The sequence below is a fragment of the Aeromonas sp. FDAARGOS 1404 genome (genome assembly GCF_019047085.1).
Classification (GTDB): Bacteria; Pseudomonadota; Gammaproteobacteria; order Enterobacterales; family Aeromonadaceae; genus Aeromonas; species Aeromonas veronii.
Genome location: NZ_CP077237.1, coordinates 1,770,001 through 1,789,785 on the forward strand (window position 1 = coordinate 1,770,001; position 19,785 = coordinate 1,789,785).

Consider the following 19,785-nt stretch of genomic DNA (forward strand, 5'->3'; position numbering starts at 1 on the left):
CCTCGCCAGCCAGCTGGAAGGGTTGGACTTGAGCGATGCCGCCGCCCGCCAGCAGGCGGTCGCCAAGCTGCTGGACCAGCATGGCACCGGCCGGGTGCTGTTCCGCAACAGCCGCGCCAATATTCAAGGCTTCCCCGAGCGTCACCTCAACGTCTACCCCATGCCGCTGCCGGAGCAGTACAAGACTGCCATCAAGGTGATGGGCATGATGGGTGGCAACGGTGGCGATCTGCAGACCCGCGCCCTGCGCTACCTCTATCCCGAGAAGATCTTCCAGCAGTTCGAAGGCGACAACGCCACCTGGACCCAGTTCGACCCACGCGTTGAATGGTTGCTGGAGCTGCTGCTCTCTGCCCGTCAGCAGAAGGTGCTGGTGATCTGCTCCGAAGCAGCGACCGCCATCGCGCTGGAAGAGGCGCTGCGTACCCGTGAAGGGATCCGTGGTGCCGTGTTCCACGAAGGGATGTCGATCCTTGAGCGGGACAAGGCCTCCGCCTATTTCGCCCAGCAAGAGGGTGGCGCCCAGGTGCTGCTCTGCTCCGAGATCGGCTCAGAGGGTCGCAACTTCCAGTTTGCCAGCCATCTGGTGCTGTTCGATCTGCCTCTCAACCCGGATCTGCTGGAACAGCGTATCGGCCGACTGGATCGTATCGGTCAGCAGAATACCGTCGAGATCCATGTTCCCTATCTGGAGGGTACCTCCCAGCGCGCCCTGCAGCTCTGGTATCACGATGGCCTCGATGCGTTCGAGCAGACCTGCCCGACGGCCCGCCCGGTATTCGAAGCGGTACGTGAAGAGCTGTTCGAGCTGCTGGCCGCCAACACCGGCGATCAGGCAGCCCTCGACGCCCTGCTGGTCAAGACCCGCGAACTGCACGAGCCGCTCAAGGCTCGACTGGAGCAGGGCCGCGATCGCCTGTTGGAGATCCACTCCAGCGGTGGCGCCACTGCCCAGCAGCTGGTCGACAAGCTGGCCGCCGAAGATGACGACACTGGCATGATCTCCTTCGCTCTCAAGATGTTCGACGAGATCGGCGTCAATCAGGATGACCGTGGCGAGAACGCGCTGGTGCTGACCCCCGGGGATCACATGCTGGTCTCCAGCTTCCCGGGCCTGCCGCAAGACGGCATGACCATCACCTTCGATCGCAACACAGCCCTGTCGCGGGATGACATGGCGCTGCTCTCCTGGGATCACCCCATGATGCGCGGCGGTATCGACCTGATCCTGGGCTCCGAGATCGGTGCCACCTCGGTCGCACTGCTCAAGAACAAGGCGCTGCCCATCGGCTCCATCCTGCTTGAGCTGATCTTCGTTGCCGAGTCTGCGGCCCATCCCCAGCTCTACCGCTTCATGCCGCCGACGCCGATCCGTCTGCTGATGGACAAGAACGGCCAGAATCTGGGTGAGAAAGTGGCGTTCGATGCCTTCAACCGCCAGCTGACGCCGGTCAATCGCCACCTCGGCAGCAAGCTCGTGACTGCATCCCAGCCGGTGATCCACGGTCTGATTGGCAAGGGCCAGGCCATTGCCGAAGAGCTGAAAGCCGGGATTGTCGACAAGGCCCGTGCCCAGATGGCGCAGACCCTGCAGCAGGATCTGGATCGTCTGGAAGCGCTCAAGGCGGTCAACCCGAACGTGCGAGACAGCGAACTGGATTATCTGCGCAATCTGCAGGCAGAATTGCACCACCTGATCGATCAGACCCAACTCAAGCTGGATGCAATCCGCTTTATCGTGGTCACCCATAACTGACAAGGTACCGACCGACAGCGGCCAGAACCAGCTCAAACTGGATACCCAAGGCCGCTTTGTCGTGGTTACCCATAACTGATGGGGGCTTGCCCCCACCTTCTGATGCGAGACATTTATGTTTGAATACTCACCGCCTCTGGAACCCTGGCTCGATATCCTGTTCAAGGACAAGGACATCATGGTGGTCAACAAGCCCACTGGCCTGCTAAGCGTCCCCGGGCGCGGCCCCGAGAATGAAGACAGCGTCCTGCATCGGGTGAAACAGCAACACCCCAAGGCGGCGGCAGCTCATCGCCTCGACATGTCCACCACAGGCGTCATTGTCATTCCCCTCAATCCCAACTCTCATCGGGAGCTGAGTCGGCAATTTCGCGAGCGGGAGACCGAGAAGCACTACCTCGCCTGGGTGTGGGGTGAGCCGGAGGCAGAGTCGGGTCAGGTTGACCTGCCGCTCTGCGTCGACTGGCCCAACCGCCCGAAACAGAAAGTTGACCACGAAGAGGGGCGTCACGCTCTGACCCTGTGGGAAAAACTGAAAGTGGAGAACGGCAACAGCCTGATCAAGTTGACCCCCATCACAGGTCGCTCCCACCAGCTGCGCGTCCATATGCTGGAGCTGGGGCACCCGATCCTGGGTGACAACCTCTATGCTCATCCGGATGCGCTGGCGGCTGCGCCCCATCTCTACCTGCATGCGGCCATGTTGACCATCAGTCACCCCCGTAGCGGCGAGCGGATGACCTTCGAGGCGCCGGCTCCTTTCCCGGTCTGATCCCGCAAATCGCAGAGATAAAAAAGCCCCCATCGCAAGATGGGGGCTTTTTCATTAGGGTCAGACGCGAATATCGATCTTGCTTCCCAGAGAAGCACTGGCCGATGTCGGTGCAACCGGCGCTGATTGGGCTGCGTTTTGCAGCAGCTTCAGCGCAGCTTCGCCCTCTTGGGTCTGCTGTTTCTTGGCCAGACTGGCCGTCATCAGAGCAGAACCAAACGACGCATTTGCAGAACTTGATATATCCATAGGGTTCCTCCTGCACTCAACAGTATCGGCCAAGCGGCCCCGAACATAAGCACTGAATGCAAAACAATCTGAAAGTCGCTTTTCTATCAATCAGATAGCACTAGCATTCATTGCCCTTGTTCACTGCTGGATGGCACCTTCAAGCTCCTGTGCCGTCATCGCCCGAAGCACCTTGCAAGGGTTGCCAGCCGCCACCACATTGGCGGGCACATTTTTGGTCACCACCGAACCGGCGCCGATGACGCTATTGTCACCAATGGTGACGCCTGGGCAGATAACCGTACTGCCGCCAATCCAGACGTTGTGACCGATCCGCACCTGCTTGCCGAACTCGACACCCTTGATACGTGGCGCCACCACCACCGGATGAGCGGCGGTGTAGATCTGCACCCCGGGCGCCAGCAGCACGTTGTCGCCGATGTGCACCTCGCAGACGTCGAGGATGGTGCAATTGACGTTGGCGTAGAAGTTCTCGCCGACGAAGATATTGACGCCATAGTCGCAGAAGAACGGCGGGTTGATGGCGCACTCATGGCCGCGGCCACCGAGCAGCTCGTGCAGCAAAGCATCCCGTTCCGGTTTCTCCTGCCAGCTGGTGTTGAAGGTGTGATAGAGCCTGCGGCAGTGCTCGCGCGCCGCTTTCAGCTCGGGATCGCCCGCATCATAAGGCTCCCCCGCCACCATCTTCTGCCACTCGGTACCGCGCACCACCTTCTCCATTACCTACTCCATCAGCCAGATCAGGGATTCATAAGGACGCAGCATACCCGATTGCGGTTGAGCTGGACTATCGGGGTAGTTGCCGAGCAGCAGCCGACCTTGCCCGCTTTGCAGCTCGGCAGGCAAGGCAAACTCCACCGGCTCGCCGTAGAAGTTGCTCACCACCAGCAGGGTCTGACCGTTGGCACGGCGGGCATATGCCCAAACTTTCTCATGCCCCACCAGCAGCTCCTGATAATCCCCTTGGGTGAAGATGGGGTGCGCCTTGCGCAGGGCGATGAGATCCCGATAGTGCCAGAACACCGAGTTCTGGTCGGCCAGCGCCGCCTCGGCATTGATCTCGGAATAGTTGGTGGCAGGCGTGAGCCAGGGCGTCCCGTTGGTAAAACCGGCGTTGGGGGCGGCACTCCACTGCATCGGGGTGCGCGAGTTGTCGCGGGACTTGGCACCGAGAATGGCGAGGATCTCGCCCTCGCTCATCCCTTCCGCCTGCTTGATGGCGAAGATGTTGCGGCTCTCTACATCCTGATAGTCATCGATGCGCTGATAGCCGGGGTTGGTCATGCCGATCTCCTCCCCCTGATAGATGTAGGGGGTGCCTTGCAGGCCGTGCAGCGTGCTGGCCAGCATCTTGGCGGCCACGACCCGATGCTCGCCCTCATCGCCGAAACGGGAGACGATGCGCGGCTGATCGTGGTTGCACCAGAACAGCGCCGACCACCCCTTGCCGTGCATGCCACTCTGCCAGTGGTTGAAGATGCGCTTGAGTTCGAGGAAATCGAACGGCGCCTTGGTCCACTTGTCGCCGTTGGGGTAATCCACCTTCAGATGGTGGAAATTGAACACCATGGAGAGCTCGGAGCCATCGAGCGCGCCATAGCGCTGGCAGTGCTCCAGCGAAGTAGAGGACATCTCCCCCACCGTCATGGCTCCCACCGGGGCAAACACGTCGCGGCTCACGTCCTGCAGGAATTCGTGGATGCGCGGCCCGTCGGTATAGAAGCGGCGGCCATCGCCAATCTCGTCGTTCGGGAACGCCTGATCCTTGGAGATGAGGTTGATGACGTCGAGGCGGAAACCGTCCACCCCCTTTTTGGCCCAGAAGTGGATGATGTTTTTCACCTCGGCGCGCACCGCCGGATTTTCCCAGTTGAGATCCGCCTGCTCGCGGGCAAACAGGTGCAGGTAGTACTGACCGGTGGCAGAGTCCAGCTCCCAGGCGCTGCCGCCAAACTTGGATTGCCAGTTGTTGGGCACGCCGCCATCCACCGGATCGCGCCAGATGTAGTAGTCGCGGTAGGGGCTGTTTTTATCCCCCAGCGCCGACTTGAACCAGGCGTGCTCGGTGGAGGTGTGGTTGACCACGATATCCATCACGATGCGGATGTCGCGCGCGTGGGCGGCAGCCAGCAGCGCCTCAAAGTCGGCCATGGTGCCATAGGCGGGATCGATGGCGTAGTAGTCGGCGATGTCGTAGCCGTTGTCCACCTGCGGGGAGACGTAGACCGGGGTCAGCCAGAGGGCATCGACCCCCAGCGTCTTGAGGTAATCGAGGCGGGCCATGATCCCCTTGAGATCACCGGTGCCACGGGCGCCGGAATCCTGAAAGCTCTTGGGATAGATCTGGTAAATCACGGCGCTCTGCCACCAGGGTGTTTGGCTCATGGCTCTTTCTCTTGTCACAAATTGAAATGGGAGAGGGCGACCCGTTGGGTCGCCCTGACAATCAGATTCAGGCGCTGGCTTCGGCCAGCTTGCCGGCCGCTTGCTGGCGCTTGTAGACCAGCAGGGTCAGCACCACCGGCACCACGATGGCGACCAGCATGGCGAGGGAATAAACGGCCCAGTATTGCGGCTGGATGGAGAGGATGCCCGGCAGGCCGCCTACCCCGATGCCGTTGGCCATCACCCCGGCGAAACCGCAGATGAGGGCTGCAAGGCTGGAGCCCACCATGGCGCACAGCATGGGGAACTTGTACTTGAGGTTGATACCGTACATCGCCGGTTCGGTCACCCCGAGGTAAGCGGAGATGGCGGCAGGCACCGAAATCTCCCGCTCGTTCTCCTTGCGGCTAATCAGAATTATGCCGACGACCGCAGAAGCCTGGGCGATGTTGGAGAGGGCAATCAGCGGCCAGATCGGGGTGCCACCCATGCTCTGCATCAATTGCAGATCCACCGCGTTGGTGGTGTGGTGGATGCCGGTGATGACCAGCGGCGCGTAGAGGAAACCGAACAGGGCGGCACCGATAGGGGCGAAGGAGCCGGTCATGGCGGCCTTGGCAGCGAAGCCGACACCGTCACCCAGCCAGCGACCGAACGGGCCGATAAAGGCGTGGGCCACGATCACCGCCAGCAGCAGCGAAACGAACGGCACAATCACCAGATAGAGATAGGCCGGAATGATCCGCTTGAGGTTGGTCTCTACCCAGGCGAGGAACACGCCCGCCAGCAGCGCCGGAATGACCTGCGCCTGATAACCCACCTTCTGGATCACGAACAGACCGAAGTCCCACACCTCGGGAGTCTGCTGGCCGATGCCGTAGGCGTTCATCAACTGCGGCGACACCAGCGTGATGCCGAGCACGATACCGAGGATCTCGGAGCCGCCCATCTTCTTGACCGCAGACCAGCAGACGCCCACCGGCAGGAAGTGGAAGATCGCTTCGCCCAGCAGCCAAAGGAAGGCGTGCACCTGAGCCCAGAACTGGCTGATCTCGGTGAGGGTGTGGGTGCCATCGTCGAACATCTTGATGTCGCCGATGACGTTGCGAAAGCCCAGGATCAAACCTCCGGTGATGATGGCAGGCAGCAGCGGCACGAAGATCTCCGCCAGATGGGAGATGCCCCGCTCCAGCGGATTCATATTCTGGCGCGCCGCCTGCTTGGCGGCCTCCTTGCTGCCACCGCTGACGCCGAGCTGTTCGGTCAGCGCCTTGTACCACTGCTCTACCTCGTTGCCGATCACCACCTGGAACTGACCGCCCTGAGTGAAGCTTCCCTTCACCGCCGGGATGGTTTCGATGGCTTTGCTGTCGGCCTTGGCCGGATCGTTCAGGACGAAGCGCAACCGGGTCAGACAGTGGCTGACGGTGGCGATGTTCTCCTTGCCGCCGATCTTGTCGATCAGGGTGGCAAGCTGCTGTGCGTTGATCTTGGACATGGGTCTTCCCTCTGTGACGCCATTGAATAGTGGTCTGCATCGCCCTTGCGAGCCACTCTTTGGGCTCGAGCGTTTTTGGTATCGTTCCCATTTAGCATGCCGACAATCTCGCCAGATCAAAATGGGAACGTTCCCAAATCGTGGCCAGCGTCACAAAAAGCGCGTTTTTTGTTCAGTCCGGAGTGATGGGGGTCACAGGGTGCAACAGGGGGCTATGGTCGCCAGCGGCGGCTGCTCCTGCTCGATCTGGCCGAGCAGCTGACGTGCCGCCTGCTCCCCCGCCCCCTTGTAACCGAGATCCAGAGTGAGGGCGTTGGGAAAGAGGAAGGTGAGCATGGGGTTGTTGCCGAGGCCGGTCACCAGCACCTCGCTACGCCCTTGTTCTTGCAGGTATTTTGCCGCACCGATGGCGAGGGTATCGCTGGCGCAGACCAGCGCGCCGGTAGTCGGGGTGAGCAGCTCGGCAGCCAACCGGTAGCCGCTCTGCAGGCTGAGATCGCCGAGGGCGCTGCGCGCCGCCAGCCCCTGCTCGGCGCAGTAGCCAAGGTAGGCGTCGAGCCGGCGCTGGCCGGTAGTGAGGTCGGCGGTATCCACCCCCAGATAGGCGATATCGCGGATACCGCGGGCAGCGAGCTGGCCCAGCATGGTGCGCACCGCCCCGACATCGTCAAAGCAGACCGAGGAGAAACCGGGATATTCGCGGGCGACCAGCACCAGCTTATCCCTGAGCGGCGCCATGGCGGCATAGTCGAGATCGTTGAAGGCGAACAGGATGATGCCATCCACTCCGCGCCGCTCCAACACCGCCAGATGCTCCTGCACCTTGGCCGGAGAGAACTTGCTCTCCATCAGCACGGCGTCGTAGCCGCGCTGGTAGAGGGTCTCCAGCATGCCGCGCACCGCCTGATTCTCCGAGCTGGAGTCGAGCCGCGAGACGATGATCCCCACCACCTGCTGGCTCTGGCTGCGCATGGCCCGCGCCGACTTGCTCGGCACGAAGCCGTGTTCGGCGATGATCTGCTCCACCCGCTCGCGGGTCTCCTGCTTCACCTTGGGATCCTGGTTGAGCACCCGGGAGACGGTCGACTTGCCGACGCCACTCAGTCTGGCGATATCGAGGATGGTCAGTTTCTTGTCCATGAATTGGCTCACAGGAGGCTAGGCGGTGGAATTGCCCACATTGTTGTGATTAACCCCTGTGAATACAAGCCCATGGCGTTAGAATGCCCTTTTTGCCCCGCCGTCAGGGTGTGTGGGCACAGCACAGGATGCCCATCATGGATCTGCTGGCCAGTCTGCTCTTCTCCCTCTCCATCACAGGCCCCATCTGCGTGGTGCTGCTGCTCGGCATCTTGCTCAAGCGGTTGGGGCTGCTGCCGGATCCCTTTACCGAATCCGCCTCGCGACTGGTGTTTCAGGTCACCCTGCCCGCTCTGCTCTTTCTCAGTATTCTGGGTACCAACTTCGCCACCATGCCGAGCCTCTGGTTTATCGGCTACGGCCTGCTCGCCACCGTTATCAGCTATCTGGTGCTGGAGCTGCTGGCCGGACGTTTTATCGGGGAGCAGCGACTGCGCGGCATCTTCGTGCAGGGGAGCTTTCGCGGCAACAGTGCCATTATCGGGCTCGCCTATGTGCAGAACGCCTACGGCCACGAGGGGTTGGGGGCGGCAGCCTTCTATGTCGGCGCGGTGACCGTGCTCTACAACATTCTCGCGGTGATCACCCTCACCCGCAGTCTCGGCGGCGCCACCGGTATCCGCCCCATTCTGCTCGGCATCATCAAGAATCCCCTGATCATCGCCATTGTGGCGGCGCTGCCCTTTACCCTGCTCGGTATCAAGATGCCGCAACTGCTGCTCACCACCGGCAGCTACTTCGCCAACATGACGTTGCCGCTGGCGCTGCTCTGCACCGGTGCCTCCCTCAGCCTCGACGCCCTGCGCGGTGGTGCAGCCATTGCGGGCTGGGCCAGTATCATGCGGCTCTGTCTCATTCCGGCTGCGTTCACTCTTGGGGCCGCCCTGCTCGGCTTCAGCCATCTGGAGCTGGGTATTCTGTTTCTCATCAGCGCCACCCCGACTGCCGCCGCCAGCTATGTGATGACCCGCGCCATGGGGGGCGACAGCGTGCTGGCCGCAAACATCATCGCCACCACCACCCTCGGTTCGCTGGTTACTACCAGCCTCGGGGCGACTCTGATGAACTACCTAGGGTTGATGTACTAACGGCTTGACCTTGCCGGAGGCGGCAGCTTTAGGCTGGCGCTCATCAACAGAGGAGATATCCCATGACCATCGAACTCACCGTGTCCGGCATGTCCTGTGGTGGCTGCGCCGCCAGTCTGCAAAAAGCGCTGCTGGCCCAGCCTGCGGTCACCACCGCAACCGTCGATTTCGCCAGCAGCAAGGCCGTCATCGAGAGCGAGTTGAGCAAGGCCGAGCTGATCGCCCTGATCGAAGCCAAGGGTTTCTCTGCGAGTTAAATTATCTCCATAGAGGTATAAAACAGGTTAAAAATCTGTACTCACCTGTCTTTTGGTGAGTTTTATCACAGACCGGGGTTATTAAACGGGCAAACTTGCTGCGATTATTCCAACCATAAGGATTTGCAGCATGACCCTACCGATCCGCAAGACCCTGCTCGCCGCCGTCGTCGGCCTGACCCTCTCCCCCATGGCCATGGCGCTGCCCAGCGTCCATATTCTGGCCACCGGCGGCACCATCGCTGGGGCGGGCCAGTCCGCCACACAGTCCAACTACGAGGCCGGCAAGGTGGCCATCGAGACGCTGATCGCCGCCGTGCCCGAGATGAAAAACGTGGCCGACGTGCAGGGTGAGCAGGTGGTCAAGATCGGCTCCCAGGACATGAACGACGAGGTGTGGCTCAAGCTGGCCAAACGGGTCAACGAGCTGCTGGCCAAGGATGACGTGGATGGCATCGTCATCACCCACGGCACCGACACCATGGAAGAGACCGCCTACTTCCTCAATCTGACCGTCAAGAGCGACAAGCCGGTGGTACTGGTCGGCGCCATGCGCCCCTCCACCGCCATGAGTGCCGATGGCCCGCTCAACCTCTACAACGCCGTGGTGACCGCCTCCGACCCCGCCTCCAAGGGCCGTGGCGTCATGGTGGCGATGAACGACACAGTGCTGGATGCCCGCGACGTCACCAAGACCAACACCACCGGGGTGCAGACCTTCGCTTCCCCCAACTTTGGCCCGCTGGGTTACATCCACAACGGCAAGATCGACTATCAGCGCAGCCCGGCCCGTCTGCACACCAGCAAGACGCCGTTTGACGTGAGCAAGCTCGACAAGCTGCCGCAAGTGGGCATCGTCTACAGCTACGCCAACGCCACCGACTTGCCGGCCAAAGCGATGGTGGATGCCAAGTTCGACGGCATCGTCAGCGCCGGGGGGGGTAACGGCAACCTCTACCACACCCTGTTCGATACCCTGGCCAAGGCGAGCAAAGACGGCATCCGGGTAGTGCGCTCCGCCCGCGTGCCGACCGGCGCCACCACCCTGGATGCCGAGATCGATGATGCCAAGTACGGCTTCGTGGCCTCCGGCACTCTCAACCCGCAGAAGGCGCGGGTGTTGCTGATGCTCTCCCTGACCCAGAGCAAGGACCCGGCCCAGATCCAGCGCTGGTTCCAGCAGTTCTGATAAGGCGTTTCTGAACTGAGATGAGCAAGGGCGGGACTTCCCGCCCTTTTCCATCCTGCCATGCCACTTCGCCAAGCTCCCGCTTCGTCCATGACACCATTTGGCGGGGTCATCCTTCCCTTTTCCGGCCATCTTTTTCAGCCATCACAAAGCGCTGTCATCAAATTAGCGAGCCGGATCACCCGCTTTCACAAGCGCATCGCCGCCAAATTCATTACACTGCCAGCGATCTTATCCACTCAAGGAGTGCTGTTGCTGTATGGAAATATTGATCCTGCTGGGATTGATTTTGCTTAATGGCGTCTTCGCCATGTCAGAAATCGCCATCGTCACCGCACGCAAGGCTCGCCTCGGCAAGCTTGCCTCTGAAGGCAACCGCTCCGCCGCCATTGCCCTCAAACTGGGCGAAGACCCGACCCATTTTCTCTCTGCCGTCCAAATCGGCATTACCAGCATAGGTCTGCTCAACGGTATCTACGGGGAATCCCTGCTGGCCCAGCCCTTCTCCCTCTGGTTGCAGGAGTGGGGGCTCCCGGCCAAGAGCAGTGGCCTGATCGCCACCATCATAGTGGTGGTGGTGGTTACTTACCTCTCCATCGTGGTAGGGGAGCTGGTGCCCAAGCGCCTTGGCCAGCTCAATGCCGAGCGCATCGCCTGTCTGGTGGCCCGCCCCATGCACTGGCTCGCCACCCTGACCCGCCCCTTCGTCTGGCTGCTGTCGGCCTCTACTAATGCCAGCCTGCGGCTGCTGCGGGTCAACCAGAACGGCAGCGCCAACGTCACCGAGGAGGAGATCCACGCCATGCTGGTGGAGGGCTCTGAAGCCGGGGTGATCGAGGATCATGAACACACTATGCTGCGCAACGTCTTCCGTCTCGACGAGCGCAGCCTCTCCTCCCTGATGGTGCCGCGCAGCGATATCCGCTATCTGGATCTGGCGCTGCCGCTGGAGACCAACCTGCAGCGGCTGGTGGAGTATCGACACAGCTATTTTCCGGTCTGCGACGGTAACCTGTCAGAATTGGTGGGTATCATCAATGTCAGCAAGGTGCTGCACGCCTATATCAAGGGGGAGCCCATCGATCTGGCTGCCCTGACCCAGGAGGGCAGCCTGCTGCCCGAGACCCTCAACGGCGTCGAGCTGCTCAACCACTTCCGCACCCACAGCGAACAGATGGCGCTGGTGGTTGACGAATATGGCGAGCTGCAGGGACTGGTCACCCAGCAGGATCTGCTGGAGGCGCTGGCGGGGGATTTCCAGCAGGAGGATGGCGAGGACAACTGGGCATTCCGGCGCGCCGACGGCAGCTGGCTGCTCGATGGCCTGATCCCGCTGCCGGAGTTGAAGGACTGTCTGGAGCTGGTTCGTCTGCCAGAAGAAGAAAAACATCACTATCACACCCTCGGAGGGCTTATCATGCTGCTCCTTGGTCGTGTTCCACAAACCGGAGACCTGGTGACACTGGAACAGTGGCAACTGGAAATTGTTGACATGGATGGCCTGCGCATCGACAAGGTGCTCGCCATGCCCTTGACCGATCAACCCAGCTAACCTGCGGAGTTTGCAAGTATGGAGCAGTTTTACCAACTGGCTCACGCCTTTATGAATCACGATCTGAACACACTTTCCGATCCCAAGATGGCCTTCATGATCTGTGGTGTGATTCTGACGTTTCTGGTACTGGAAAACGGATTCATCCCTACCGCCTTTCTGCCTGGTGACAGCCTGCTGATCCTCACCGGCGTACTCATCTATCAGGATGTATTGTCTCTCGGGGTGATCCCGCTGTTGATCATGGCCACCTTTGTCGGTACCTGGCTCGGTTACATGCAGGGGCGCTTTCTTGGCCACACCCAGCTCTACCATCGGCTGATGTCCCACGTGGAAGAGCGACACCAGCAGAAGGTCTACCACCTGCTGGACAAGTACGGGATCATCACCCTGATCACCGCTCGCTATATCGCCTTCGTGCGCACCGCCTACCCCTACATCGTCGGTGCCACCGAGCTGCCCCAGGGGCGCTTTCTCATCGTCAATCTGATCAGCTCCATCATGTGGATCTGCCCGCTGGTCGGGTTTGGCTACTACCTGAGCCACACCAAGCTGGCCGCCGAATACCAGACCCAGTTCTTCAACATCATCATCTATCTGCCGGTAGCCCTGCTGCTGGGTGGCATGGTGGCGCTGGTCTGGCGCTGGATCAGCAAACGCAGGGCTGCGCAGCCGCGGGATTGACCCCCCGCCCAACGCCCGACCCGAAAGCCCTCGCCAGAGGGCTTTTTTGATCGCCAATTTCGCGCAAATAGCAGAAATAGTCCCGCTCGGCCCTTGTAAAGCCGGGGTAAAAATGAGTGAATCTAGCGCCTTTTTTTGGATGGGAACGGAGTCGGTTGTATGTGGTGTCGGATTCGCGCAGCAGCGCTGGTTGTCGGGTTGATGGGAATGTTGGGATTGCCTGCGGTCAGCGCGGCACCCAACCCTGCCAAACTGGAAGTACGCTCGAGCAGCGCCCTGGTCGTGGATGTAAAAACGGGCAAGACGCTCTACCAGAAGAATGCCACCAAGGTGCGTCCCATCGCCTCCCTTACCAAGCTGATGACAGCGCTGGTGGTGCTGGATGCCAAGCAGAACCTCAACCAGACCATCACGGTCGACAAGAACGATCTGGATAGGGTCAAACACACCCACTCCCGCATCCGCATGGGCACCAAGGTGACCCGCCGCGACGCCCTGCATCTGGCGCTGATGTCCTCCGAAAACCGGATGGCCTCGGCACTGGCGCGTCACTATCCGGGCGGTCGCAGCGCCTTCGTGCGGGCCATGAACAACAAGGCCAGACAGCTGGGTATGCGAAATACCCACTTCTACGACTCCACCGGCCTCTCCACCCGCAACGTCTCCACCGCCCAGGATCTCGGCAAGCTGGCCGCCGCCGCCTATCGTCAGCCGCTGATCCGTCAGTTCACTCAGGATGAGAACCGGGAGATGCGCTTCAGCGCACCCGCCTACAGCCTGATGTTCAACAACACCAACCCGCTGGTGAAAAACCCGGATTGGGACGTGCGCCTCTCCAAGACCGGCTTCACTGACGAAGCGGGTCGCTGTCTGGTGATGCGCGCCAAACCGGACAGCCGCGAGCTCGCCATCGTGCTGCTCAACTCGGTGGGCAAACGCACCCCTATCGGCGATGCCAACCGCATTCGCAAATGGTTGAAAAGCTGAGTAAATATCTCGACACAAAAGGATGCTGCGGCATCCTTTTTTATTGCCCGCAAAACGCCTCTGCAGGCCTTGCAGGATGTTGATAGCCAAACCCTGAGTGATGAGCTGCGCGGCATCTGCCGTTGCAACAGCAGGCATACAAGGCGCCTATAGATGAGGCAAAGGGTGGTGAGGCGGGGCAACGATCAGAAGAACTGTGCGCAATCACAGAAAGGGGAAGAAATAAGGACAAGAACAGCCAGGTAAACGGGCGATCTACCCACAACAGCGCACGGGGATCCGCACCAAAAAGCTAAATATCGCCCATAAAAAAACAGCCCCGACCGAAGTCGAGGCTGTCCGTATGGTGCGCCCGAGAGGATTCGAACCTCTGACCACCTGGTTCGTAGCCAGGTACTCTATCCAGCTGAGCTACGGGCGCTCATAAACTTTTGGTACTGCTTGAAATATGGTGCGCCCGAGAGGATTCGAACCTCTGACCACCTGGTTCGTAGCCAGGTACTCTATCCAGCTGAGCTACGGGCGCTCACAAACTTTTGTGTACTGCTTGAAAAATGGTGCGCCCGAGAGGATTCGAACCTCTGACCACCTGGTTCGTAGCCAGGTACTCTATCCAGCTGAGCTACGGGCGCTCATAAATCGTTGTGTCGTTTTAAATGGTGCGCCCGAGAGGATTCGAACCTCTGACCACCTGGTTCGTAGCCAGGTACTCTATCCAGCTGAGCTACGGGCGCCCTGTTTTAAAACGATAAAAAAAGCTTACTTATCAGTAAGCCTTTTCCAAAGTGTCGACTTGCTGATGGTCAACACATGACTCTTGCTTGAGTCGTAATATGGTGCGCCCGAGAGGATTCGAACCTCTGACCACCTGGTTCGTAGCCAGGTACTCTATCCAGCTGAGCTACGGGCGCAAATGGCGGAGAAGGGGGGATTCGAACCCCCGATGCGGGTATAAGCCGCATACTCCCTTAGCAGGGGAGCGCCTTCAGCCTCTCGGCCACCTCTCCGTTTGCGGGGCTGATAATACTTCACAGGGATTTTTAGTCAAACACTTTTTTGGAGAAAAAAGTGCGTTCGCTCAGCATTTGGTCAAAGCGTGGAATATTCAAACAATATCGGCACTTATCCCCCAGTTTCGCGCCCTGCAGGGCAATTTCAGGGGGCCGGAAAAACAAAAGGCGACACATGAGGTGTCGCCTTGTCACAGCCATGAAAGTGGCTTAGAAGCCCGGTTGGCCCGGAACTTTCTCGGCCTGGATGCGCTGGTAGATCTCTTCGCGGTGTACGGAGACCTCTTTCGGCGCGTTAACACCGATACGGACCTGGTTGCCTTTAACGCCCAGTACGGTGACAGTCACTTCATCACCAATCATCAGGGTTTCCCCAACACGACGAGTCAAAATAAGCATTCGCTTGCTCCTGTATCCTGTTTTGTTTTTATATCGATATGCGACATTATCTAACAAAGATACCGATATGGTAAATGGTTGAAACTAAATCAATCAGAGATTGTTAGCCCAAGGGCTGCTCTTGCGGTGCCTGATCCAACCCGAAAGCCGCGTGCAGGGCTCGCACCGCCAGCTCCAGATACTTCTCGTCAATCACCACAGAGATTTTGATTTCAGAGGTCGAGATCAACTGCATGTTGATCCCCTCCTCGCCCAATACCTTGAACATGGTGCGCGCAACACCGGGATGGTTCCACATGCCGACACCGACAATGGAAACCTTGGCAATTTCGCCATTTCCCTGCACGCAGGAGGCGCCAAGTTCGGTGGCGGTCTCCTCCAGCAGTGCCCGGGCGCGGCGATAGTCATCACGATTCACCGTGAAGGTGAAGTCGGCGGTGCCATCTCCCAGGGTGTTCTGCACAATCATGTCGACATCAATGTTGGCGTCGCTGATCGGATTCAGGATCTGCGCGGCAACGGTTGGTCTGTCCGGCACGCCCAGAATGGTCAGGCTGGCCTCGTTGCGGTTAAAAGCGATCCCGGATACCAGGGGAGCTTCCATCCTATCACCTCCATATGTGATTAAGGTTCCCTCTCCATCGATAAAGCTCGACAGCACCCGCAGCGGGACGCGGTACTTGCCCGCAAACTCCACCGAGCGGATCTGCAGCACCTTGGCGCCGAGACTTGCCATCTCCAGCATCTCCTCGAAGGTGATGGTGTCGAGACGACGCGCCTTGGGCTCAATGCGCGGATCCGTGGTGTATACCCCATCCACATCGGTAAAGATCTGGCACTCATCGGCCTTGATGGCCGCCGCCACGGCAACCGCCGTGGTATCCGAACCGCCGCGACCCAGGGTCGTGATGGCGTTATGCTCGTCACGGCCCTGGAAACCGGCGATCACCACCACCTTGCCCGCAGCCAGTTCGGCATGAACCAGCTCGGTGTCGATGTGGGTGATGCGCGCCTTGCCATAGGCGGAATCGGTGTGAATCCGTACCTGATCACCGGTCATTGAGACCGCAGGACAACCGCGTTTGTTCAACGCGATGGCCAGCAGCGCTATGGTGACCTGCTCACCGGTGGAGACCAGTACATCCATCTCGCGCCGGTTGGCATCAGGATCCAGCTGCTGGGCCATGCCCAGCAGCCGGTTGGTTTCGCCCGACATGGCGGAGACAACCACCACCACATCGTGTCCCTGGGCGCGGGTCTGCTCGACCCGCTCAGCTACCGCCTCGATCCGCTCCAGTGTGCCGACCGAGGTGCCGCCGTACTTCTGTACATAGAGTGCCACAGATCACCTCGCCCGATTACAGGCGCTCTTCCAGCCAGGAGTGAACGGATTGCAGCGCTGCCGGCACCGCCTCAGGCTGGGTACCACCCGCCTGTGCCATGTCCGGACGGCCACCGCCCTTGCCACCCACCTGCTGGGCAACCAGATTGACCAGCTCACCGGCCTTGACCTTGCCGGTCAGGTCGTTGGTGACGCCCGCGATCAGGTTGACCTTGCCATCGGCACAGGTGGCCAGCAGCACAACACCGGACTTCATCTGGTTCTTCAGTTCGTCCAGCATGCCGCGCAGGGATTTCGGATCGGCCCCTTCCAGCGCTGCAACCAGCACCTTCTGACCGTTGATCTCGATCACCTGACCCAGCAGGTCGTTACCGGCCTGAGCGGCCAGCTTGGCCTTGAGCTGCTCCAGCTCGCGCTCCATCATCTTGGCCTTGTCCAGCATCTGGCGAACCTTGTCGGCGATGCAGAACTGGTCGCCTTTCACCAGGGCAGCAGCCTCTTCGATCTGCTCGCCAACCTGATGCATGAAGTCGATGGCCGCTTTGCCGGTCACCGCTTCGATACGACGCACGCCAGCAGCGATACCGCTCTCGGCGATGATCTTGAAGAAGCCGATATCACCGGTACGCTTGGCGTGAGTACCGCCACACAGCTCGGTGGAGTAGTCACCCATGCGCACCACACGCACGTCGTCTTCATATTTCTCACCAAACAGCGCCATGGCCCCGGCGGACTTGGCCGCTTCCAGATCCATCAGCTGGGTGGTGATTTCGTGGTTGGCGCGGATCTGGTTGTTGACCAGCTCCTCGACCCGGCGAATGGTCGCCATGGTCAGCCCCTCGAAGTGGGAGAAGTCAAAGCGCATGCGCTCGGCCCCAACCAGAGAACCTTTCTGGGTGACATGCTCGCCCAGAGCCTGACGCAGGGCAGCGTGCAGCAGGTGAGTCACGGAGTGGTTCAGGGCGATGGCCTGACGACGATCGCCATCAACCACGGCTTCCACTTCGGCGCCCTTCTCCAGAGTGCCCAGCTCCATGTAGCCCTTGTGGATGATCGCCTTGCCCGCTTTCAGGGTGTCGGTCACGGCAAAGATGCCGTCGTCCACTTTCAGGGTACCGCTGTCGCCAATCTGGCCGCCGGATTCAGCGTAGAAGGGGGTCTCTTCCAGCACGATGACGGCTTCGTCACCGGCGATAAGACCGCTTACCTCTTCCACACCCTTGTAGATACCGACCACGCGGGTACGCTCGGTCAGGGTCTTGTAACCGGTGAAGGGGGTCTCGAAGTCGAGCTTGAGCATCTCGTTGTAGTTCACACCGAAGCTGGAGGCCTCTTTGGCGCGAGCACGCTGCTTCTCCATCTCGGCCTTGAAGCCCTCTTCGTCGATGCCGATCTCGCGCTCGCGCACCACGTCGGCAGTCAGGTCGGCCGGGAAGCCGTAAGTGTCATAGAGCTTGAACACCACTTCGCCCGGAATAACCTTGGCATCACCCAGGTTGGCCAGAGCGTCTTCCAGCAGCAGCAGACCGCGATCCAGGGTGCGGACAAACTGCTCCTCTTCGATGCGCAGCACGCGCTCGACCAGCGGCAGCTGGGCGATCAGCTCGGCAGCTACATCCTTCATCTGCACTGCCAGCTCGGCAGCCAGTTTGTAGAAGAAGACATCGGTAGCGCCCAGCTTGCGACCGTGACGCACGGCGCGGCGGATGATGCGACGCAACACATAGCCACGACCTTCGTTGGACGGCATCACGCCATCTGCCACCAGGAAGGCGCAGGAGCGGATGTGGTCCGCGATGACGCGCAGGGACTGGTTGCTCAGATCGGTGGTGCCGACAATCTCGGCCGCTTTCTTGATCAGCGCCTGGAAGATGTCGATTTCGTAGTTGGAGTGGACACCCTGCATGATGGCGGAGATACGCTCCAGACCCATGCCGGTATCCACGGACGGACGCGGCAGCGGCTCCATGGTGCCGTCAGCCTGACGGTTGAACTGCATGAAGACCACGTTCCAGATCTCGATGAAACGGTCGCCATCCTCTTCCGGTGAGCCGGGACGGCCACCCCAGATGTGATCGCCGTGGTCATAGAAGATCTCGGTGCAAGGACCGCACGGGCCGGTATCGCCCATCGCCCAGAAGTTGTCGGAAGCGTACGGAGCGCCCTTGTTGTCACCGATGCGCACGATGCGATCAGCCGGCACACCGACCTCTTTTTCCCAGATGTCGAAAGCTTCATCGTCAGTCGCGTAGACGGTCACCAGCAGGCGCTCTTTCGGCAGTTGCAGCACCTCGGTCAGGAAGCCCCATGCAAACTTGATGGCATCCTGCTTGAAGTAGTCACCGAAGCTGAAGTTGCCCAGCATTTCGAAGAAGGTGTGGTGACGAGCGGTATAGCCGACGTTTTCCAGATCGTTGTGCTTACCACCGGCACGCACGCAACGCTGGGAAGTCGTCGCGCGATTGTAGGCACGCTTGTCTGCGCCAAGGAACACGTCCTTGAACTGGTTCATACCCGCGTTGGTAAACAACAGGGTCGGGTCGTTATGCGGTACCAGCGAGCTGGAGGAGACAACCTGGTGCCCCTGGGAACGGAAATACTCGAGAAACGCAGCGCGAATCTCTGACGTGGACATATACATGGAAAATCCTGCTTGATTCGAATACGGACTTTTAACCGCATTAATGTAAGTTTTCTGCGGGGTAAAGTAAAACGGACAGGGCCGCCACGGGCGAAAAAGCGCACATAAACGGGCCAGATAAGAGCGCCGCTGCCCACAGTGGCTTTTTTCACTGTCGAGAGGCAAAAAAGCAGCGCATAAAGAGGGATGAGATGAACAAAAGGCCGCTTTTTCGGGATTGTGCGCGCAAGCTACTGAACGGGCAGGAAAAACCTGCCATAAGGAGAGGTGAAACGACGTTTGCCACGCAGTGGCGTTACTCCTCCCGCTCCTGCAGGGCAGAGATAGCGTAACGTGCCTGATCCTGGGTAAAGCCGCGCCCCAGCAGATACTTGAGCCACTTCATCCGCAGCTTGAAATCCGCCAGATCGGCCACCCGGGCGCGCCGTTCGAGCAGGGCAAACGCCAGTTCGAACCAGTCCAGCTCCGGCTGATCGAACGCGGCATCAATCTGCATATCGTCGAGCCCCTTGCGGCGCAGATCGAAGCGGATCTTGATGGGGCCATGGCCCTTGGCGGCACCGGCACGTACAGCCATACCGCCGTAACGTTCGTCATTGACCCAGTTGTAACCGCGGCAGTAGTCGACCACCGCCTCGATCACCTCTTCATTGAAGCCCTGCTGGCGCAGCCGGTTGGCCAGCTCTGACTCGGCACTCTCGCGACGGGCCAGACTGCGCATGGCATAAGCACGGGCAGCGGCCAGCTGCTCGGCAAAGGTCGGTTCGGCAGGCTCGACCGGTTCGGTAACGGATTCATCAACCATCATAAATAACAAGGCCGGGTATCAACCCGGC

General features: G+C 60.1%; 18 protein-coding genes and 6 tRNA genes (1 of these 24 only partly in view). 9 read left to right on the top strand and 15 right to left on the bottom strand.

Going from position 1 to position 19,785, the window contains the following annotated elements; genetic code table 11:
- Both rapA and rluA read left to right on the top strand, forming a co-directional pair.
- A protein-coding gene (gene rapA, locus I6L34_RS08135) for an RNA polymerase-associated protein RapA (RefSeq protein ID WP_216956504.1) crosses the window boundary here: on the top strand, positions 1–1,756 show its 3' portion. The gene continues 1,112 nt to the left of window position 1, outside the view; 1,756 of the gene's 2,868 nt are visible here — the last part of the coding sequence; its start codon lies beyond the left edge, outside the window; the stop codon is at positions 1,754–1,756.
- Between the two features lie 115 nt (positions 1,757–1,871).
- On the top strand, positions 1,872–2,528 hold the full coding sequence (rluA, locus tag I6L34_RS08140) for a bifunctional tRNA pseudouridine(32) synthase/23S rRNA pseudouridine(746) synthase RluA (RefSeq protein ID WP_042081022.1): 657 nt from the start codon (positions 1,872–1,874) through the stop codon (positions 2,526–2,528).
- 60 nt (positions 2,529–2,588) lie between these two features.
- Here the strand turns inward: rluA and I6L34_RS08145 are convergent, their stop codons facing one another.
- The 5 genes from I6L34_RS08145 to treR all read right to left on the bottom strand — a co-directional run bounded on the left by I6L34_RS08145 (position 2,589) and on the right by treR (position 7,800).
- Complete coding sequence (locus I6L34_RS08145) at positions 2,589–2,777, bottom strand: hypothetical protein (RefSeq protein ID WP_005336040.1); 189 nt, start codon at positions 2,775–2,777, stop codon at positions 2,589–2,591.
- A gap of 120 nt (positions 2,778–2,897) precedes the next feature.
- Positions 2,898–3,497, bottom strand: a complete 600-nt coding sequence (locus I6L34_RS08150; protein WP_216956507.1) for a sugar O-acetyltransferase — start codon at positions 3,495–3,497, stop codon at positions 2,898–2,900.
- Between the two features lie 3 nt (positions 3,498–3,500).
- On the bottom strand, positions 3,501–5,162 hold the full coding sequence (gene treC, locus I6L34_RS08155; protein WP_216956510.1) for an alpha,alpha-phosphotrehalase: 1,662 nt from the start codon (positions 5,160–5,162) through the stop codon (positions 3,501–3,503).
- A gap of 67 nt (positions 5,163–5,229) precedes the next feature.
- Positions 5,230–6,660, bottom strand: coding sequence for a PTS trehalose transporter subunit IIBC (gene treB / locus I6L34_RS08160; protein WP_104016537.1), 1,431 nt, complete (start codon positions 6,658–6,660; stop codon positions 5,230–5,232).
- Positions 6,661–6,852: 192 nt separating this feature from the next.
- Positions 6,853–7,800, bottom strand: coding sequence for a trehalose operon repressor TreR (gene treR, locus I6L34_RS08165; protein WP_216956514.1), 948 nt, complete (start codon positions 7,798–7,800; stop codon positions 6,853–6,855).
- A gap of 137 nt (positions 7,801–7,937) precedes the next feature.
- On the opposite strand from treR, the gene I6L34_RS08170 reads away from it, so the two are divergent.
- The 7 genes from I6L34_RS08170 (at position 7,938) to pbpG (ending at position 13,557) form a co-directional block, all read left to right on the top strand.
- Positions 7,938–8,888 (top strand): AEC family transporter, encoded by a 951-nt coding sequence (locus tag I6L34_RS08170; protein WP_005336047.1) that lies wholly within the window; start codon positions 7,938–7,940, stop codon positions 8,886–8,888.
- A 62-nt stretch (positions 8,889–8,950) separates the two neighbouring features.
- Positions 8,951–9,145 (top strand): heavy-metal-associated domain-containing protein, encoded by a 195-nt coding sequence (locus I6L34_RS08175; protein ID WP_005357810.1) that lies wholly within the window; start codon positions 8,951–8,953, stop codon positions 9,143–9,145.
- Between the two features lie 130 nt (positions 9,146–9,275).
- Positions 9,276–10,334 carry an L-asparaginase 2 gene (gene ansB, locus I6L34_RS08180; RefSeq protein WP_216956518.1) on the top strand — a complete coding sequence of 353 codons (1,059 nt, stop codon included), beginning with the start codon at positions 9,276–9,278 and terminating at the stop codon, positions 10,332–10,334.
- Positions 10,335–10,424: 90 nt separating this feature from the next.
- Complete coding sequence (locus I6L34_RS08185; RefSeq protein ID WP_139123930.1) at positions 10,425–10,631, top strand: hypothetical protein; 207 nt, start codon at positions 10,425–10,427, stop codon at positions 10,629–10,631.
- The gene (locus I6L34_RS08190; RefSeq protein WP_005336050.1) at positions 10,594–11,886 is read left to right on the top strand and encodes a hemolysin family protein; all 1,293 of its coding nucleotides are present in this window, start codon (positions 10,594–10,596) and stop codon (positions 11,884–11,886) included. Before I6L34_RS08185 ends, I6L34_RS08190 begins: the two co-directional genes overlap by 38 nt.
- A gap of 18 nt (positions 11,887–11,904) precedes the next feature.
- Positions 11,905–12,570, top strand: coding sequence for a DedA family protein (locus I6L34_RS08195; protein WP_005336051.1), 666 nt, complete (start codon positions 11,905–11,907; stop codon positions 12,568–12,570).
- Between the two features lie 159 nt (positions 12,571–12,729).
- Positions 12,730–13,557, top strand: a complete 828-nt coding sequence (gene pbpG, locus I6L34_RS08200; RefSeq protein WP_005348750.1) for a D-alanyl-D-alanine endopeptidase — start codon at positions 12,730–12,732, stop codon at positions 13,555–13,557.
- A gap of 344 nt (positions 13,558–13,901) precedes the next feature.
- On the opposite strand, the gene I6L34_RS08205 is transcribed toward pbpG, so the two are convergent.
- The 10 genes from I6L34_RS08205 to I6L34_RS08250 all read right to left on the bottom strand — a co-directional run bounded on the left by I6L34_RS08205 (position 13,902) and on the right by I6L34_RS08250 (position 19,754).
- A tRNA-Arg gene (locus I6L34_RS08205) sits at positions 13,902–13,978 on the bottom strand.
- Between the two features lie 28 nt (positions 13,979–14,006).
- A tRNA-Arg gene (locus tag I6L34_RS08210) sits at positions 14,007–14,083 on the bottom strand.
- 29 nt (positions 14,084–14,112) lie between these two features.
- A tRNA-Arg gene (locus tag I6L34_RS08215) sits at positions 14,113–14,189 on the bottom strand.
- 25 nt (positions 14,190–14,214) lie between these two features.
- A tRNA-Arg gene (locus tag I6L34_RS08220) sits at positions 14,215–14,291 on the bottom strand.
- A gap of 100 nt (positions 14,292–14,391) precedes the next feature.
- Positions 14,392–14,468: transfer RNA gene (locus I6L34_RS08225), tRNA-Arg, on the bottom strand.
- Between the two features lie 3 nt (positions 14,469–14,471).
- Positions 14,472–14,564 (bottom strand) — tRNA-Ser (locus I6L34_RS08230).
- Positions 14,565–14,777: 213 nt separating this feature from the next.
- Complete coding sequence (csrA, locus tag I6L34_RS08235; protein ID WP_005336053.1) at positions 14,778–14,966, bottom strand: carbon storage regulator CsrA; 189 nt, start codon at positions 14,964–14,966, stop codon at positions 14,778–14,780.
- 103 nt (positions 14,967–15,069) lie between these two features.
- Positions 15,070–16,308 carry an aspartate kinase gene (locus I6L34_RS08240; RefSeq protein ID WP_005336054.1) on the bottom strand — a complete coding sequence of 413 codons (1,239 nt, stop codon included), beginning with the start codon at positions 16,306–16,308 and terminating at the stop codon, positions 15,070–15,072.
- A 16-nt stretch (positions 16,309–16,324) separates the two neighbouring features.
- Positions 16,325–18,949, bottom strand: a complete 2,625-nt coding sequence (alaS, locus tag I6L34_RS08245) for an alanine--tRNA ligase (RefSeq protein WP_139433435.1) — start codon at positions 18,947–18,949, stop codon at positions 16,325–16,327.
- A gap of 295 nt (positions 18,950–19,244) precedes the next feature.
- On the bottom strand, positions 19,245–19,754 hold the full coding sequence (locus I6L34_RS08250) for a regulatory protein RecX (RefSeq protein ID WP_043822097.1): 510 nt from the start codon (positions 19,752–19,754) through the stop codon (positions 19,245–19,247).
- Positions 19,755–19,785 lie beyond the last annotated feature (31 nt).

Bases quoted from the DNA above. Each gene is read 5' to 3' on its own strand.
- rluA (WP_042081022.1), top strand. From the start codon at position 1,872: ATGTTTGAATACTCACCGCCTCTGGAACCCTGGCTCGATATCCTGTTC.
- I6L34_RS08145 (WP_005336040.1), bottom strand. From the start codon at position 2,777: ATGGATATATCAAGTTCTGCAAATGCGTCGTTTGGTTCTGCTCTGATG.
- I6L34_RS08150 (WP_216956507.1), bottom strand. From the start codon at position 3,497: ATGGAGAAGGTGGTGCGCGGTACCGAGTGGCAGAAGATGGTGGCGGGG.
- treC (WP_216956510.1), bottom strand. From the start codon at position 5,162: ATGAGCCAAACACCCTGGTGGCAGAGCGCCGTGATTTACCAGATCTAT.
- treB (WP_104016537.1), bottom strand. From the start codon at position 6,660: ATGTCCAAGATCAACGCACAGCAGCTTGCCACCCTGATCGACAAGATC.
- treR (WP_216956514.1), bottom strand. From the start codon at position 7,800: ATGGACAAGAAACTGACCATCCTCGATATCGCCAGACTGAGTGGCGTC.
- I6L34_RS08170 (WP_005336047.1), top strand. From the start codon at position 7,938: ATGGATCTGCTGGCCAGTCTGCTCTTCTCCCTCTCCATCACAGGCCCC.
- I6L34_RS08175 (WP_005357810.1), top strand. From the start codon at position 8,951: ATGACCATCGAACTCACCGTGTCCGGCATGTCCTGTGGTGGCTGCGCC.
- ansB (WP_216956518.1), top strand. From the start codon at position 9,276: ATGACCCTACCGATCCGCAAGACCCTGCTCGCCGCCGTCGTCGGCCTG.
- I6L34_RS08185 (WP_139123930.1), top strand. From the start codon at position 10,425: ATGACACCATTTGGCGGGGTCATCCTTCCCTTTTCCGGCCATCTTTTT.
- I6L34_RS08190 (WP_005336050.1), top strand. From the start codon at position 10,594: ATGGAAATATTGATCCTGCTGGGATTGATTTTGCTTAATGGCGTCTTC.
- I6L34_RS08195 (WP_005336051.1), top strand. From the start codon at position 11,905: ATGGAGCAGTTTTACCAACTGGCTCACGCCTTTATGAATCACGATCTG.
- pbpG (WP_005348750.1), top strand. From the start codon at position 12,730: ATGTGGTGTCGGATTCGCGCAGCAGCGCTGGTTGTCGGGTTGATGGGA.
- csrA (WP_005336053.1), bottom strand. From the start codon at position 14,966: ATGCTTATTTTGACTCGTCGTGTTGGGGAAACCCTGATGATTGGTGAT.
- alaS (WP_139433435.1), bottom strand. From the start codon at position 18,949: ATGTATATGTCCACGTCAGAGATTCGCGCTGCGTTTCTCGAGTATTTC.
- I6L34_RS08250 (WP_043822097.1), bottom strand. From the start codon at position 19,754: ATGGTTGATGAATCCGTTACCGAACCGGTCGAGCCTGCCGAACCGACC.